Origin of the sequence: Clostridium sp. AF34-13 (assembly GCF_003477845.1) — a bacterium.
In the GTDB taxonomy this organism is placed as follows: domain Bacteria; phylum Bacillota; class Clostridia; order Lachnospirales; family Lachnospiraceae; genus Butyribacter; species Butyribacter intestini.
This window is the reverse complement of sequence record NZ_QUEB01000003.1, coordinates 44,219-59,203: the sequence shown is the minus strand read 5'-3', so window position 1 is coordinate 59,203 and position 14,985 is coordinate 44,219. Positions and strand designations below refer to the sequence as shown.

Sequence of the window (14,985 nt, the reverse complement as noted above, 5' to 3'; positions counted from 1 at the left end):
GGGAGGCTTTTATGGCTAAGATAGTACAGACAGCAGGAAGAAATGCACTCGGAGAGTTTGCTCCTGAGTTTGCACATTTTAATGATGATGTTCTTTTCGGTGAGAACTGGAACAATCAGGATATAGATGTAAAAACAAGAAGTATTATAACAGTAGTAGCACTTATGGCTTCAGGAATTACTGACTCTTCATTAAAATTCCATTTGCAGAATGCAAAGAACCACGGTGTGACACAGAAAGAAATCGCAGCAATCATCACTCATGTTGCTTTTTATGCAGGCTGGCCAAAAGGCTGGGCAGTATTTAATCTTGCAAAGGAAGTTTGGAGCGATGGCGAGGGAGATTTGCCATACGAGGATGAAGCAATGAGGGTTCATGCAAAGCAGATGGTATTTCCAATCGGTGAACCAAATGATACATATGCAAAATATTTTATTGGACAAAGTTATCTTGCACCTGTATCAACAAGTCAGGTAGGAATTTTCAATGTAACATTCGAGCCGGGATGCAGAAATAACTGGCATATCCATCACGCTAAGAGTGGCGGCGGTCAGATACTTGTGTGCGTGGCAGGTCGCGGATATTATCAGGAAGAGGGCAAAGAAGCAATCGAGCTTAATCCTGGTGACTGTATTAACATTCCGGCAGAAGTAAAACACTGGCATGGAGCAGCACCGGATAGCTGGTTTAGTCATCTTGCGGTAGAAGTACCGGGCGAGGAAATATCAAATGAATGGTGTGAAGCCGTGACAGATGCAGAGTATGGAAAACTTAAAGATTAAAAGTGGATATACAAGGCAACCAAGAAATAATTTGACAAAAAATTAGTCTGATATAAGGATTATGATAATTTTATTAAAGTAAAAAATGGCAAAGTTGTCAAGGCAGCAATAAGCCTTAAGCTTGCAGATTAGTATTTCAAGTTAGCGTATCAAAATTATAATCATACAAAAGTTCATTTGTATCTGTAAGAGATGCGTTGTGCTGCAATGCAAATATGATTATGCTGTCACGCTGGAAACGGGCGTACAAAATAGGGTACCCGGTGGCTTTTAAAAGCTGCTGGGTATCTTCAAATGACATATTAAGTGCAAAACAGATGGCGATAACTTTATCTCTGGACGGTTTTTTTCTGCCTGACATTATCTGGTATGTATATGTTCGGTCAAGTCCCGTCAGTTTTACGAGGTCACTTGTTTTTAGTTTTCTGTCAGAAAGTATTTTATTCAAATATTCCGAGAGAGTCATGTTTACAAGATTGTCGTTCTCATTTTCTATATAATCGTCTACGGTAGGCGATTTTTTTAATATATCCAATAATTTATCGGTTTTTTTATAATTTTTCATATATGTTATCTCCCAAAATGAAATGTTTGCTTTTGACACTTACATCATATAATAATTTAATTGGAGTTGCTTGTAAACTTATTTTTACAATGTTGCATCTGAATTTATTAAATGATACCATATTTAACATAAGTACCACGAATATCCGTGGCTATAAATATTTGTAAGATAAAATAAGGAGAATTATGGAAAATATAAATCTGAAAACAGCACTTTTAAATGAGCAATATGAGAAAATTGCACTGTTTGGTGAAAATAATGATAGAAAAACATGGCTTGTCAGGCAGAAAAATTCTAATAAAATATTTGTTTTAAAAGAGATAGAAATTGAGAATATTTCAATATATGAGAGTCTCCAATATATAAAAAACAGGCATCTGGCAGCAGTAAAAAATATTATTGAGATTGAAAATAAAGCTGTTGTTATCGAGGAATATATAAGCGGAGATATTCTTGCGGACAAGATTGAAAATAAAAATATAACAAAAGAAGATGCCTTAGAATATACTTGTCAGCTTTTTGAAGTTTTATCTGAACTTGAGAAAGTAAATATTGTTCACAGGGATATAACACCTAAAAATATACTGATTTCAAGTGACAATGTAGTTAAATTGATAGATTTTGGGATTTCAAGGAAAACGAAAGAGGGCAGAACAAAAGATACAACGGTTTTGGGAACGGCGGGATATGCGGCACCGGAGCAGTTTGGATTTATGCAGACTGATATACGGAGTGACATATATTCTGTTGGTGTCGTTTTTCATGAAATGCTTACGGGAAAAATGCCTGAGGGAAATAAATGTATATGTTATGATTATAAGGAATTTATACAAAAATGTATAAATATATCACCCGAAAACAGGTTTCAGACGGCTTGTCAGGCATATAAAGAACTTATGAAAAATTACATACATTATGATGCGAAATTAAATGAAAATGCGGTCAAATTTACAAACAGTGCCTATAAAACCACGGGTAAACAGGATACAGCATCCGTAAAAAAGGATTATGATTATTCAAAAATGCCGGGATTTAGAAGTGGAGCTTTGTGGAAAAAGATACTGGGAGTGTGCGTTTATGTATTTCTGGTAACAGTGATGGCTGTAGGATTTGAGAAATGCAAGGGAAATACGCAGGCTGTTATGTATGAATGTGCTGCGGCGTTTATGTATGTATTTTCAACTGTAGTAATAGCAGGAAATTATAAAAACTGGTATAACAGGATGCCGATTTATAAAGATATGGATAGTGTTGTAAAGATGTTTTCAAGAGTTATCTTAAGTATTATGATTTTCTATGCAGGAATACAGATTGAAGAATATATGAAGACAATCGTTAAATGATGCTGGTGTTTATTGGTAGTTAATGTTTTCAAAATGTGTTTGGTTATAACAGATGCCTGTTTATTGCATAGTTATTTAATATTGCCTATTCATTGTATAAAAATTAAAAATGCCTGAAAATGTATGCTGCCGGCACACCAAAATAGAAATTTCTTTATGTAAAATAAAATAGCTTGATAGATAAAAGTTATTAATCATAAGTGGTTGCAGAACTAACTATATGTTGTGCTATATTTACACAATTTAATCAAGATTTATGATAGTTTCGCAAACGCCTAAATGATAATTACATGAAAAGGAGAAGATTTCTATGAGAACGACAGGGAAAAAAGGAAAAGGCAAGTGGATAGTTATCGTAGTTATAGCGGTGTTTATAATTGCGGCGGCATCAAATTCCGGGAATGATGATACGAAAGATGAGTCAAAAAAAGTAGGAAGTGTAACTGAAAGTTCAGGAAGTACATCTAAAGATAAAAAGAAGAACAAAAGCAGTTCAAAAGACAAAAACAGCAATAAGAAAAAAAGTAATAAAAGCAGTAAAAACAATGGCAAAACGGATGATAACAGGTTTCATCCCGGTGATGTGGTAGAGTTTGGGGATTTTGAGATTGCATATATGGGTGCGGAGAAATACAAATCAAACAATCAGTTTATACAGCCAAAAGATGGTTATAAATATGTTAAATTTTATTTTACATTTAAAAATACAGGAAACTCAGACAGTTATCCTGGGTCATTTGGCTGTTATGTGAATAACAAAAAATATGATCAGGAATATCTTGACGGTTCAGATGAAAGCTTTTTGTTGCAGGAAGTTTCAGGGGGACGAGAGATAAGCGGCAGTATTACATATGAAGTCCCAAAAGAAGCTAAAATGAAAGATATAGAACTTGAGTATGAAAATAATTCTATATGGTCTAATAAGAAAATAATTTTCTTGGGAAAATAATATTGAAAATATACAGAATTGAAAAAAATTTTAATTCTGTATATTTTTTTGCATTTTTTTGAAGACTTTTGTAAATTTCATTCGTTTAAGTATAATGAAAAGAGAAAAATGGGAGGTGATGAGACTTGGCGGACAGTACCAGACATATGGTACAGCTAGAAAAAGCTATGGAACAATATGAAAAACTTATATTTTCAATCTGTTACCGTATGTTGGGAGATTATTTTGATGCACAGGATATGACACAGGAAACATTTCTTACATATTATAAAGTGCTTGACCGGTTTGACGGTCAGAATGAAAAGGCTTTTTTGACGAAAATAGCTACAAACAAATGTCTTGATTTTCTCAAATCAAAAAGACGAAAAGAGATGCCGACTGAAGATGGCATATTAGAAAGTAATGTCGGTACGGTTTCATCTCTTGAGGAGTCTTTTTTGGAAAAGGAGATAAACGAGGAGCTCAGCAATGCCTGCCGTACTCTTAAACCTCCCTATGATGAGGTTGCCTATGAATTTTATTGCTGCGACAAAACGGCAAAAGAGATTTCAAAAAATCGAGGTGTCAAGCTTAAAACAATACAGACACAGATTTTAAGGTCGAAAAAGATGCTTCAGAAAAAATTGGAAAAAAGGCATGAATAATAGCGATGAGCCGTGCAGTTGGAAAGGAGGTTTATTATGGCACATATAACCGATGAGCAGATTAAAAAATATTATATGCATGATATGGAGCAGTACGAAGAAATAAATATGCTCACCCATATTGCAAAATGTGAATATTGTGCAGGCAGGTTTGCAACAGGAATACCTGAAACAGAGATGATAAAGCTGCCGCGTGGGGTTACGGCTGGGATTTTGGAGAAAGCAGAGAAAATACCGACAGGGCATGACAGGCGAAAAGAATATTACGGGTATTGCACAAGAGTCGCACTTGGGATGTGCATGGCACTCGGCATTTTAGTTACCGTTAGTTTTTCAAATGGTTCATATTTAAGAAATCCGGCAGAGACAGTGCCGATAATTGAACAAGTCGGACAAAATGCAAATACAGGGCTTGGGATAGGTGATACTAAAAATGTTATGGAAGAAAAGTCAAAGTATGATAAAAAACAGTCAGAAATGAAAAAAAAGCAGGAGAAAGACAGGAAAAAATTTATAGAAAAAAATAGGGAAAACAGTGGGAGAGAAAGTTTTAGTATAAATAGGGTTTTTAATAGTCTGCGGAGTTTTTTGCGGATTAAAAAGTAGTATAGTATGGAGGATAGTGTGAAAAATAATATTTTTCACACACAAGATTTGTGTCTGTGCACACTTGACACAAATCTGATATGCAAAAAGTGTGTAGAAGTGAGGATTAATATGACACATAAAAGAAATAAGTTTTTGACATTCTGTTTTTCGTGTATGCCGGGAGCGGGACAGATGTTTTTGGGATTTTTTAAACAGGGCGTCAGCCTTATGACAGTATTTTTTGGGATTTTTATTGTTTCGCACTGGCTGTATCTTAGCGTACTTTCACTTGGTGCAATAATTGTATGGTTCTATGCATTTTTTGATGCTATGAACAAAAATTCAATGCCTGATGAAGAATTTGTAATGCTTGAAGATGCTTATATCTGGGGAGATAACTTGGATTGTCTGTCAAAGCTACCAAAGGGTAAAGGAAGAAAGATTTTAGCAATAGTTTTAATATGTTTTGGCATATATATGTTGTGCAACAGTGTTGTTTCGGCACTTGCAGGAATGGGAATATATATATCATATGAAATAAACCAATTTTTACTTCATTATATACCACAGTTTATTGTTGCGTTTGTTATAATAGCTGTCGGACTCAGAATGATAGCCGGAAAAAAGCAGGAAATAGAATTTGATGAAAATGAAAAGTATTTTGAGGGGAGAGATGACAAATGAGACAGCGCAGAATAGGTACGATTACATTAGGAATTTCACTCGTGGTATTTGGAATATTGTTTTTGATACATATATTTGGCGGTGTACTAAACTATATGCTTATATTTCATCTCTGGCCTTTGATACTTATTGTTCTTGGCGGTGAGATATTATATTACAGTTTTTTTGCCCCTGAAAAATCGGGCACATATGATTTTGCGGCGGTTGTCATATTGATAATGATAGTTTTCTTTGCGATGTGCATGGCTGGAGCTGATATGGTGTTTTCGCATATGCCAAAGGATGCATTTGATAAATGGTGGTAGGGGGATGTGATATGATATACGGACGCTAAAAATGAAGATTATTATTCTGTTATATATATGCGAAACTAATTATATGATATGTTAATTGTGTATCTATAACAAATAATACCGCAGGCACGCTTTCGCTACCTGTCACTCGTAACAGTACTAAGTTAGCAAAAGACGCTAACTAAGTGCTGACGGTGGACAGAGTGCACTGCTAACATTATTTGTTATATTTGCACAATTTAGTCATGTGTTATGATAGTTTCGCAAACAATGTTCGGTCAGAATAATAATCTTCATTTTTAGCTGTGTATTGGGGAGAGGAATATATAATTGTTTAACCCTATTAAGAAAGTTTACTACTTCTATTGCGTAAAATAATAAGTAGTGGGTGGGAATTTAAGGGTACAAGACCATTTTTGATATGCTGTGATAGTTGTTAATGGCGTTATGAGTAAATGGCAGAGAGAATTGCGAATATCTGTATGGCTGAATTGATAGTTATATTATACTTAATCTTGTTGAAAACAATAGATTAAGTAGAGTATAACTATATTTTTTGGTTGTTTTTAGGGGTAGATGCTATTATACTTTACTTAAAGTACATAAAATAATGAGATTAAGTAGAATATAATGGTATAAAATTTGGAGAATACAATGAAACGAATAAAATTAACAGTTGCTTATGACGGCACAAATTATCATGGATGGCAGGTTCAGCCAAATGCTGATACGATAGAGGGCGAATTAAATAAGGCAATATCTGAACTTACAAGAGAACAGATAGAGGTTATAGGAGCGAGCAGGACGGATGCGGGAGTTCATGCACTAGGCAATGTGGCCGTATTTGATACAGAGAGCCGTATCCCCGGAGAAAAATTTTCTTATGCTTTAAACCAGCGGCTTCCTGATGACATAATAATACAGAAATCAGAGGAAGTAGATAGAGATTTTCATCCCCGTTATCAGGAGTGCAGAAAAACATATGAATATACTATATTAAATAGAAGATTTCCATTGCCCGAATACAGAAACACGGCACATTTTGACTATGGAAACCTCGATATTGAAGCCATGAAAAAAGCGTGCAAAGCGTTTATAGGAGAACATGACTTTGCAGGATTTTGTTCGGCGGGAGCACAGGTAAAAACAACGGTAAGGACAATATACAGTTTGGAAGTTGAGGGCATGGAACTTGGTGGAGTGCAAAGAGAAAATCATGCAGAAAAGAAAACGGAATGTGAAAAAATATCGGATGATGTAAATATTAAGACTGATGAAGAACAGGAAAATAACAGACTGGTAAATATTAAAGTTGATGAAGAACAGGGAAATAACAGGCTGGTAAATATTAAAGTTGATGGAGGACAGGAAAATAACAGACTGATAAAAATAAGGGTGAATGGAAACGGTTTCCTTTACAATATGGTACGAATAATCGCCGGAACACTTCTTGAAGTGGGAAAAGGAAATGTAGCACCGGAGCAGATGGAAGATATAATAAAATCCGCTGACAGAAAAGAAGCAGGACCGACAGCACCGGCTAAGGGACTAAAACTTGTGGAAATCAGGTATGTGTGAAAACTTCATCCACACTTGCAATGCACCTTAGATTGTGCTATTATCTCATTTGCGAGCGGTATTCGGATATAGAATGAAAAGAAACTGCATCAGGGATAATGTGACCTCTGCAAAATACAGATTACTGTCATTTGCAAATTAGCATCGGCTGTAAGAGCTGATATGCCATAATTGTGAATGGTGATAAATGTGGAGGTGGTAATATAAATATAGGTTTTATAGGAGCAGGAGCTGTCGGTTGCAGCATGGGAAAGTATCTGTGTGAAAACAGCAGCATTGCAAAGATTAAAGGTTATTATAGCAGAACAAGCAAAAGCGTTGACATTGCAGCGACTTTTACAAATTCAAAAGCATATGCTTCACCGGAAGAACTTGTGAATGAATGTGATGTTATATGTATAACAACACCTGACGATATTATTTTAAAAGTATGGGAGCAGATTAAAAATTATAATCTGCACCAAAAAATCATATGTCATTTTAGCGGTTCATTATCATCTGATATATTTTCAGGAATAGAAAAAACAAAGGCAGAAAAGATTTCTATTCATCCTATGTATGCGTTCAGCGACAAATTTACATCATATAGACAATTAAATACGGCAAGGCTCACAATGGAGGGAAGCAGTAAAGCAGTAAAGGTGATGCAGGAGCTTTTTGGAGATGAATTACATCATAAGATTTTTATGTTAAAAGCTTCTGATAAAGTGAAATATCATGCGGCGGCGGCATTTGCAAGCAATTATGTTGTCGGAATTTTTGATGTTGCACTTGGGCTTTTAAAAGACTGCGGATTTACCGACGAAGATGCAGTTTCTCTTTTAGGTCCATTGACAATGGGAAATGTTAAATCCGTGATTGAAAATGGAACTTTAGAAGCTCTCACGGGTCCTGTTATAAGAAATGATACAGGAACTGTTAAAAAACACATGGAAGCACTTGAGGGCACGGACGCACTTAAGATATATAAAAGTGTAGGAGAGCGACTTGTTAAAATGTCTGAGAAAAAAAATCCCGACAGGGATTACAGTGAGTTAAGAAAGATTATGTGATTTGTCAATGCAAAGAAACATGACCCACAAAGGGCAGGTATTCGGAAAGGAATTAAATTATGAAAAACACAGTAAGAACATTTCAGATGGCAAAGGAAAAAGGTGAAAAGCTTACAATGCTTACCGCCTATGATTATTCAACGGCAAGACTTATGGAAGAAGCAGGTATAAATGCTATTCTTGTCGGAGATTCTCTCGGAAATACAATGCTTGGTTATGAAGATACGATTTCCGTTACTGTTGAGGACATGATACATCATGGGGCAGCAGTTGCCAGAGGAACAAGTGATACTATGGTTGTTATAGATATGCCGTTTATGTCTTATCAGACGGGAACAAGGGATGCACTTATCAATGCAGGCCGTCTTATGAAAGAGGGACGCGCAGGAGCAGTTAAGCTTGAAGGTGGAGCAAGTGTGTGTCCGCAGATAAAGGCAATAACTGAAGCAGGAATACCTGTTATGGCACATCTCGGACTTACACCACAGTCTGTAAATGCATTTGGCGGCAACAGAGTTCAGGGAAAAACAGAGGAAGCAGCAAAGAAACTTATCGAGGATGCACTTGCAGTACAGGAGGCTGGAGCTTTTGCAGTTGTACTTGAATGTATTCCTGAAAAACTTGCAAAGATTGTTACTGAAAAACTTGATATTCCAACTATCGGAATAGGTGCAGGAGCAGGCTGTGACGGTCAGATACTTGTATATCAGGATATGCTTGGAATGTTTTCAGATTATGTACCTAAATTTGTCAAGAAATTTGCAAATGTCGGTGATGTGATGAAACAGGCATTTAAGGATTATATCAGTGAGGTTTCAGCAGGTACATACCCGGCACAGGAACACACATTTAAGATTGATGAGGATGTTTTGGAAAAATTGTATTAAAATGAATGTAATTTTCTAAGAGAAATAATGTATGCTTGCATATGATTATTTTTTGTGAAAATTATATGAGTGAAACGAACAGAAAAAAACATTTTTGATTATATATAGATTGGAGCAAAAGCAATGGAAATTACAGGTAGTATTAAGAGAGTCAGGGAACAGGTTAGAGAGTGGAGAAAGGCTGGTCTTACGGTTGGTCTTGTACCTACTATGGGTTATCTTCATGAGGGACATAAGAGTCTTATAGATAAAGCAGTTGAGCAGAATGACAAAGTTGTTGTCAGCGTTTTTGTTAATCCTATGCAGTTTGGACCTACAGAGGATTTAGAGAGTTATCCGAGAGATATGGACAGGGATGCGGCTCTTTGTGAGAAAGCGGGTGCGTCTCTTATATTCCATCCTGAACCGGAGGAAATGTATGATGATAATTTCTCATCATTTGTTGATATGAATACACTTACAGGCGGTCTTTGTGGAAAGACAAGACCTATTCATTTCCGTGGAGTTTGTACTGTTGTTGCAAAATTATTTAATATTGTAACTCCTGACAGAGCTTATTTCGGTCAGAAGGATGCACAGCAGCTTGCAGTCATAAGACACATGGTAAATGACCTTAGTTTTGGTATCGAGATTGTAGGATGTCCTATTATCCGTGAGGAGGACGGTCTTGCAAAGAGTTCAAGAAATACTTATCTTAGTGAGGACGAGCGTAAGGCTGCACTTGTACTCAGCCGTTCATTAAAAGAGGGCAGAAAACTTGTTGATGCCGGCGAGAAAGATGCGGCAAAGGTAAAGAAAACAATTACTGATATAATAGAGAAGGAAGCTCTTGCGAAGATTGATTATGTTGAGGTTGTCGATTGGAATACACTTGAGCCTGTAGAAAAGATTGACGGACCTGTACTTACAGCTATAGCCGTTTATATTGGAAAGACAAGACTTATTGACAATTTCATCGTTGAGTAAAAAATAATTATGCATGATAGGCACATCTTGTTTTTATACATCCTTTGTGAAGTAGTGAGTTGTGTCTGTTTGGAAATGGAGTAAAATATGACAGTTACAATGCTTAAAGGTAAAATTCACAGAGCAGTAGTTAAACAGGCTGAGTTAAATTATGTGGGAAGTATCACTGTTGACCCTGAACTTATGGAGGCGGCAGGGATATATGAATACGAACTTGTGCAGATAGTCGATGTTGAGAACGGAAACAGATTTGAAACATATACGATAGCAGGTGAGCCGGGAAGTGGAATGATATGCCTAAACGGTGCAGCAGCAAGACAGGTTCAGGTAGGCGACCATGTTATTATTATGTGCTACTGTCAGATGTCACCGGAGGAAGTTAAGGAACATAAACCAAAAGTAGTATTTGTTGATGACGAAAACAAGATTGCAAAGGTGTCATCTTATGAAAAATATGGTACACTTACACAGGAAGCAGTAAAATAGTTATCTGGTTAATATCAATGATACAATATACAAGGCTGTAACTTAAATAATAATAGTTGTTAGTTTTAATAGTGTGTAAATTGTTGCCGGACGCATCTAATATGTGAACGGCAGCCGGAAATGAGGATAAAATTATGTTAAAGGGAAAGACGGTTGTTTTAGGCGTAACAGGAAGTATTGCGGCTTATAAGATTGCAAATCTTGCAAGTATGCTGTCAAAACTTCACGCAGACATTCATGTATTGATGACACAAAATGCAACTAATTTTATAAATCCGATTACATTTGAAACGCTTACGGGAAATAAATGTCTTATAGACACATTTGACAGAAATTTCCAGTTTAATGTTGAGCATGTTTCACTTGCAAAAAAAGCGGATGTTGTGCTTATAGCTCCGGCTTCGGCAAATGTTATTGGAAAACTTGCAAATGGAATAGCGGATGATATGCTGACAACGACTGTTATGGCTTGCAAGTGCAAAAAGATAATCTCACCTGCCATGAATACAAATATGTATGAAAATCCGATAGTCCAGGATAACATTGCCAAGTTAAAACGATTTGGTATGCAGGTCATAGAGCCTGATGTGGGGCTTCTTGCCTGCAAGGATGTTGGTGCGGGAAAAATGCCGTCAGAGGACACGCTTCTTGACTTTATTCTTCAGGAAATATTATTTGAAAAAGATTTAACAGGAAAAAATGTACTTGTGACAGCAGGACCTACAATGGAAGCAATAGACCCGGTGAGATTTATTTCAAATCATTCAACCGGAAAAATGGGTTATGCGGTGGCAAAAACAGCTGCAAGACGAGGTGCGAAAGTAACGCTTGTAAGCGGACCTGTAAATCTTTTACCGCCACGATTTGTAGAAACAGTGCAGATAGAAAGTGCCGCCCAAATGTATGAGGAAGTCATAAAAAGAGCTGACGAACAGGATATAATCATAAAAGCGGCGGCGGTAGCCGATTACACACCTGAAAACACAGCCGACGAAAAGATAAAGAAAAAAGACGGCGGTGAAATGTCAATACCGCTCAAGCGGACAAAAGACATATTAAAAACACTTGGAGAAAACAAAAAAGAAAATCAGTTTATCTGTGGATTTTCGATGGAAACACAAAATATGTTGGAAAACTCCAAAAAGAAACTTGAAAAGAAAAATGTGGATATGATAGTAGCAAACAATCTAAAAGTAGCAGGAGCAGGCTTTGGAACAGACACAAATATAGTCACGCTCATCACAAAAGATGAGGTCAGAAAGCTGCCGCAGATGAGCAAAGAAGATGTGGCAGCAGCCATACTTGATGAGATTGTTGAAAAGATATATTAATTTTGCCTGCGTCGGTAAATCAATAATCCACCTCAACTAAACAAAGTCCCTGTGGCGGAGCCGTAAATCCGGCTGCATCACGGGATTTTTTTTCTATTATATCCGGAATATCATCACATGAAAGTTCATGAGTGCCCACCATAAGCAAAGTTCCTGTAAGGATACGCACCATATGATATAGAAAACCGTTTCCGTAAAAATCAATTGTTATTATCCCGTCAGAATTGTTAATCTGTATGTCAGAAATCCTGCGTATTGTGGATTTCTTCATGCGTTTATTGTCACAGAAACTTTTAAAATCATGTTCACCGATAAGATATACGGCAGCTTTTTTCATAGCCTCTATATCATAGTTTTCTGTAAGTCTTGTCATATACTTTCGCTCAAAAACATTTGCCACCTCACCATTGTCAATAGTATATCTGTAATGCTTTCCTTTGGCATTAAGTCTTGCATGAAAGCGGTTATCAGCTTTTTCAACACTCAAAATGCGTATATCGAGCGGCAGATATTGGTTTATATAATCCCTTATATCAGTTTCGGACAATGTGGCATTTGTTTTAAAATTTGCTATCTGCTTTATTGCATGAACTCCTGCATCTGTTCTGCCTGAACCGTGAATTTCTATTTCTTCACCGGTCATTTTACTTAAGATATTTTCTATTTTTCCCTGAATGGTGTTGTCGGTGTTGCCCTGTTTCTGCCAGCCGCTAAAGCGCATCCCATCATATTGTATCGTAAGTTTAAAATTTGTCATAGTTCCTCCGTATTTGGTTTGATAAATTGGAAGTTAGCGATTTCTTTTTCCGGTATTCTCTGTCCCACGGATTTCCTCATGATAGAAATAATCTACGATCACCGGATGTCCCTGCGGGACTCTGCCATAAGGCATTTCATTATCCACAAAGGCACAATCATACTTCTTAGCCATTTTCTCAGCTTTTACTTCAAGTGCTTCAAAGTAGCTGCGGTTATGCTTGTTATAGATCTCGTCGTAAAGTGGTACAAGATCAGGATATTTTCCGGCGATATAATCCATAATTGTCTTTTTGAAACCGCCTCGAAGATTGAGATTTTCGAGCCAGAACAGATCGCACTGATCCTTTACACGATCAAAGATTGCTTCAAAATCCGTGATACCAGGGAATACCGGGGATACGAAACAGACTGTACGGATACCTGCTTCATATACCTGCTTCATAGCAGCGATACGGCGCTCAATGCTCGAAGCAGAGTCCATATCGTTCTTGAAATTTTCATCTAGTGTGTTGATCGACCATGAAACGGTTACACGTCCAAGCTTCTTCAGCAGATCAATATCCCGTACTACAAGATCCGACTTTGTGCAGATCAAAATATCTGCGTCACTGCCGATCAGCTGCTCCAGAAGTTTTCTGGTATTCCCGAATTGCTCCTCCTGTGGATTGTAGCCATCTGTCACAGAACCGATGACCACCCGCTGTCCGGCATATTTCTTCGTATTTTTAATTTCCGGCCAATGCTTCACATCAAGGAAAGTGCCCCATTCCTCCTTGTGCCCGGTAAAGCGCTTCATAAAAGAAGCATAGCAATACTTGCAGGCATGTGTACAGCCCACATATGGGTTGACCGAGTAACCGCCTACCGGCAGACTAGACTTAGTCATGATGTTCTTTGTTTCCACCTCACGAATGAGGATTCCATTCATTACTTCTTCCATGATTTCTGTACCTCTAACACTTTATTAAATTCTTCCGGCATTTCCTGAATCATATTTTCATCCCCTATGATAGGGACAAGGTCTTCCTTCATAAACACCGGAATGCCGAGCTTATGTGCCTGGTCCGCCAGAGACCATGCCCATTCCGGCTCCGTATGAATCTTCCTGCTCTGAGCTCCGGTCATGGTGCCGACAACGATCCAATTGATTCCGGAAAGGTCAACTGTGCCGGGATCGTCGAATAACGGCTCAAAGGTAACATGGTAATGTTTTGCTCTGACGTTTGTCCGAAGGGCGTCGATACGCCACAGTTCTGCTTTCCTCGTCACCGTAACGCCAAACCATGCGTTTTTCAGATCGGTATCAAAATCCAGCAAATCAGGTCGCTTGGTAAGGAACAGGAACTGATGCTGTGGATTTTCACGGATCTTTTCAAATACCTCGTCTCTCCATTCCGGCTTCCATCCGGAGAGATCGCTCATGCCGGTAAGAAGAAAGTTCTGCGGACGTTTCTTTTCCATCATCTTGAGCTTACCCGGAAAGAATTCAGGGGCAGCGAAGTCATCAATCATATGCCAGCGTTTCACGTTGTTGCGGGCATAGCAATATGCACACCCCACTGTGCAGCCAATGACGATATTCATGTTCTGAATCTGATCTTTGATACAAATACTCATGACTTCTGCCACTCCTCAAGATTCTTTCTGATGCGGTCGAGGCATTCCTCAAACCGGGTAATTTCTTCCTCTGAAAAACCTTTGTAGTAAATACTGCCCATCTCATCAGATACAGAATCGTACTCGCCCTTTAAGGCATGTGCTTTCTCAGTCAGAAACAGAAGTGTTTTCCTTTTGTCCGTTTTAGACTGAACACGGCTTATCAGCCCTTGATTTTCCATTCTTTCCAGCATCGTAGTAAGAGATGTTATCGCTAATCCGCATTTAGTCGAGAGTGACCTGATTGAGATACCATCCTCCTGCCACAGCACATAAAGAATACGCCCCTGGGCTCCATTAAACGCATCAATATTCTTTTCGCTGAGAATCTTCTCGAAAATCCGGTCTCCAAGCTGTTTTATTTTGGTGACAAGAAATCCTCCATTCATTTCCATACAAAAGCTCCTATATAGTAGTTTGTT

General features: G+C 37.6%; 18 protein-coding genes. 13 read left to right on the top strand and 5 right to left on the bottom strand.

The genetic code is table 11. The annotated features are described in order from the left end of the window. Positions 1-11 precede the first annotated feature (11 nt). Positions 12-782, top strand: a complete 771-nt coding sequence (locus tag DWZ63_RS03535) for a carboxymuconolactone decarboxylase family protein (RefSeq protein WP_118498747.1) — start codon at positions 12-14, stop codon at positions 780-782. A gap of 136 nt (positions 783-918) precedes the next feature. Here the strand turns inward: DWZ63_RS03535 and DWZ63_RS03530 are convergent, their stop codons facing one another. Beyond that, positions 919-1,347, bottom strand: coding sequence for a helix-turn-helix transcriptional regulator (locus tag DWZ63_RS03530; RefSeq protein WP_055945070.1), 429 nt, complete (start codon positions 1,345-1,347; stop codon positions 919-921). Positions 1,348-1,532: 185 nt separating this feature from the next. Here DWZ63_RS03530 and DWZ63_RS03525 point away from each other — a divergent pair, with 185 nt between their 5' ends. From DWZ63_RS03525 to coaBC, 12 genes are all read left to right on the top strand, one after another. Beyond that, positions 1,533-2,690 (top strand): serine/threonine-protein kinase, encoded by a 1,158-nt coding sequence (locus DWZ63_RS03525; RefSeq protein WP_055945067.1) that lies wholly within the window; start codon positions 1,533-1,535, stop codon positions 2,688-2,690. Positions 2,691-3,000: 310 nt separating this feature from the next. Continuing rightward, positions 3,001-3,639, top strand: coding sequence for a DUF4352 domain-containing protein (locus tag DWZ63_RS03520; RefSeq protein WP_055945064.1), 639 nt, complete (start codon positions 3,001-3,003; stop codon positions 3,637-3,639). A gap of 125 nt (positions 3,640-3,764) precedes the next feature. Continuing rightward, positions 3,765-4,283, top strand: a complete 519-nt coding sequence (locus tag DWZ63_RS03515) for a sigma-70 family RNA polymerase sigma factor (protein WP_055945061.1) — start codon at positions 3,765-3,767, stop codon at positions 4,281-4,283. Positions 4,284-4,319: 36 nt separating this feature from the next. Further along, positions 4,320-4,889 carry a hypothetical protein gene (locus DWZ63_RS03510; RefSeq protein ID WP_055945058.1) on the top strand — a complete coding sequence of 190 codons (570 nt, stop codon included), beginning with the start codon at positions 4,320-4,322 and terminating at the stop codon, positions 4,887-4,889. Between the two features lie 111 nt (positions 4,890-5,000). After that, the gene (locus DWZ63_RS03505) at positions 5,001-5,555 is read left to right on the top strand and encodes a hypothetical protein (RefSeq protein WP_147353194.1); all 555 of its coding nucleotides are present in this window, start codon (positions 5,001-5,003) and stop codon (positions 5,553-5,555) included. Beyond that, positions 5,552-5,860: a hypothetical protein gene (locus DWZ63_RS03500; protein ID WP_022013685.1), complete on the top strand. Its 309-nt coding sequence runs from the start codon at positions 5,552-5,554 to the stop codon at positions 5,858-5,860. The genes DWZ63_RS03505 and DWZ63_RS03500 overlap by 4 nt, the downstream gene beginning before the upstream one ends. 642 nt (positions 5,861-6,502) lie before the next feature. Next, the gene (gene truA, locus DWZ63_RS16200; RefSeq protein ID WP_118498745.1) at positions 6,503-7,426 is read left to right on the top strand and encodes a tRNA pseudouridine(38-40) synthase TruA; all 924 of its coding nucleotides are present in this window, start codon (positions 6,503-6,505) and stop codon (positions 7,424-7,426) included. Between the two features lie 173 nt (positions 7,427-7,599). Continuing rightward, entirely contained in the window at positions 7,600-8,478 is an 879-nt protein-coding gene (locus DWZ63_RS03490) for a Rossmann-like and DUF2520 domain-containing protein (protein ID WP_055945047.1), read from the top strand. A 59-nt stretch (positions 8,479-8,537) separates the two neighbouring features. Next, positions 8,538-9,365 (top strand): 3-methyl-2-oxobutanoate hydroxymethyltransferase, encoded by an 828-nt coding sequence (gene panB / locus DWZ63_RS03485; RefSeq protein WP_055945044.1) that lies wholly within the window; start codon positions 8,538-8,540, stop codon positions 9,363-9,365. 123 nt (positions 9,366-9,488) lie between these two features. After that, positions 9,489-10,331, top strand: coding sequence for a pantoate--beta-alanine ligase (gene panC, locus DWZ63_RS03480; RefSeq protein ID WP_022013681.1), 843 nt, complete (start codon positions 9,489-9,491; stop codon positions 10,329-10,331). Between the two features lie 87 nt (positions 10,332-10,418). Then, entirely contained in the window at positions 10,419-10,817 is a 399-nt protein-coding gene (panD, locus tag DWZ63_RS03475; RefSeq protein WP_022013680.1) for an aspartate 1-decarboxylase, read from the top strand. 134 nt (positions 10,818-10,951) lie between these two features. Beyond that, entirely contained in the window at positions 10,952-12,148 is a 1,197-nt protein-coding gene (coaBC, locus tag DWZ63_RS03470; protein WP_055945041.1) for a bifunctional phosphopantothenoylcysteine decarboxylase/phosphopantothenate--cysteine ligase CoaBC, read from the top strand. 19 nt (positions 12,149-12,167) lie between these two features. Here the strand turns inward: coaBC and truA (DWZ63_RS03465) are convergent, their stop codons facing one another. Genes truA (DWZ63_RS03465) through DWZ63_RS03450 form a run of 4 tightly spaced genes read right to left on the bottom strand, consistent with a single transcriptional unit; the run spans position 12,168 to position 14,958 of the window. Then, positions 12,168-12,905, bottom strand: coding sequence for a tRNA pseudouridine(38-40) synthase TruA (gene truA / locus DWZ63_RS03465; RefSeq protein ID WP_055945038.1), 738 nt, complete (start codon positions 12,903-12,905; stop codon positions 12,168-12,170). 33 nt (positions 12,906-12,938) lie between these two features. Then, on the bottom strand, positions 12,939-13,847 hold the full coding sequence (locus DWZ63_RS03460) for a radical SAM mobile pair protein B (RefSeq protein ID WP_055945035.1): 909 nt from the start codon (positions 13,845-13,847) through the stop codon (positions 12,939-12,941). Continuing rightward, positions 13,835-14,524, bottom strand: a complete 690-nt coding sequence (locus DWZ63_RS03455) for a radical SAM mobile pair protein A (protein ID WP_055945034.1) — start codon at positions 14,522-14,524, stop codon at positions 13,835-13,837. Before DWZ63_RS03455 ends, DWZ63_RS03460 begins: the two co-directional genes overlap by 13 nt. Continuing rightward, complete coding sequence (locus tag DWZ63_RS03450; protein ID WP_015567822.1) at positions 14,521-14,958, bottom strand: radical SAM mobile pair system MarR family transcriptional regulator; 438 nt, start codon at positions 14,956-14,958, stop codon at positions 14,521-14,523. The genes DWZ63_RS03455 and DWZ63_RS03450 overlap by 4 nt, the downstream gene beginning before the upstream one ends. Positions 14,959-14,985 lie beyond the last annotated feature (27 nt).

Excerpts from the sequence above, each read along its gene's own strand:
- DWZ63_RS03520 (WP_055945064.1), top strand. The coding sequence starts at position 3,001 with ATGAGAACGACAGGGAAAAAAGGAAAAGGCAAGTGGATAGTTATCGTA.
- DWZ63_RS03510 (WP_055945058.1), top strand. The coding sequence starts at position 4,320 with ATGGCACATATAACCGATGAGCAGATTAAAAAATATTATATGCATGAT.
- DWZ63_RS03450 (WP_015567822.1), bottom strand. The coding sequence starts at position 14,958 with ATGGAAATGAATGGAGGATTTCTTGTCACCAAAATAAAACAGCTTGGA.
- DWZ63_RS03500 (WP_022013685.1), top strand. The coding sequence starts at position 5,552 with ATGAGACAGCGCAGAATAGGTACGATTACATTAGGAATTTCACTCGTG.
- DWZ63_RS03530 (WP_055945070.1), bottom strand. The coding sequence starts at position 1,347 with ATGAAAAATTATAAAAAAACCGATAAATTATTGGATATATTAAAAAAA.
- DWZ63_RS03460 (WP_055945035.1), bottom strand. The coding sequence starts at position 13,847 with ATGGAAGAAGTAATGAATGGAATCCTCATTCGTGAGGTGGAAACAAAG.
- coaBC (WP_055945041.1), top strand. The coding sequence starts at position 10,952 with ATGTTAAAGGGAAAGACGGTTGTTTTAGGCGTAACAGGAAGTATTGCG.
- DWZ63_RS03535 (WP_118498747.1), top strand. The coding sequence starts at position 12 with ATGGCTAAGATAGTACAGACAGCAGGAAGAAATGCACTCGGAGAGTTT.
- truA (WP_055945038.1), bottom strand. The coding sequence starts at position 12,905 with ATGACAAATTTTAAACTTACGATACAATATGATGGGATGCGCTTTAGC.
- truA (WP_118498745.1), top strand. The coding sequence starts at position 6,503 with ATGAAACGAATAAAATTAACAGTTGCTTATGACGGCACAAATTATCAT.
- DWZ63_RS03525 (WP_055945067.1), top strand. The coding sequence starts at position 1,533 with ATGGAAAATATAAATCTGAAAACAGCACTTTTAAATGAGCAATATGAG.
- DWZ63_RS03455 (WP_055945034.1), bottom strand. The coding sequence starts at position 14,524 with ATGAGTATTTGTATCAAAGATCAGATTCAGAACATGAATATCGTCATT.
- panD (WP_022013680.1), top strand. The coding sequence starts at position 10,419 with ATGACAGTTACAATGCTTAAAGGTAAAATTCACAGAGCAGTAGTTAAA.
- panB (WP_055945044.1), top strand. The coding sequence starts at position 8,538 with ATGAAAAACACAGTAAGAACATTTCAGATGGCAAAGGAAAAAGGTGAA.
- panC (WP_022013681.1), top strand. The coding sequence starts at position 9,489 with ATGGAAATTACAGGTAGTATTAAGAGAGTCAGGGAACAGGTTAGAGAG.
- DWZ63_RS03505 (WP_147353194.1), top strand. The coding sequence starts at position 5,001 with ATGACACATAAAAGAAATAAGTTTTTGACATTCTGTTTTTCGTGTATG.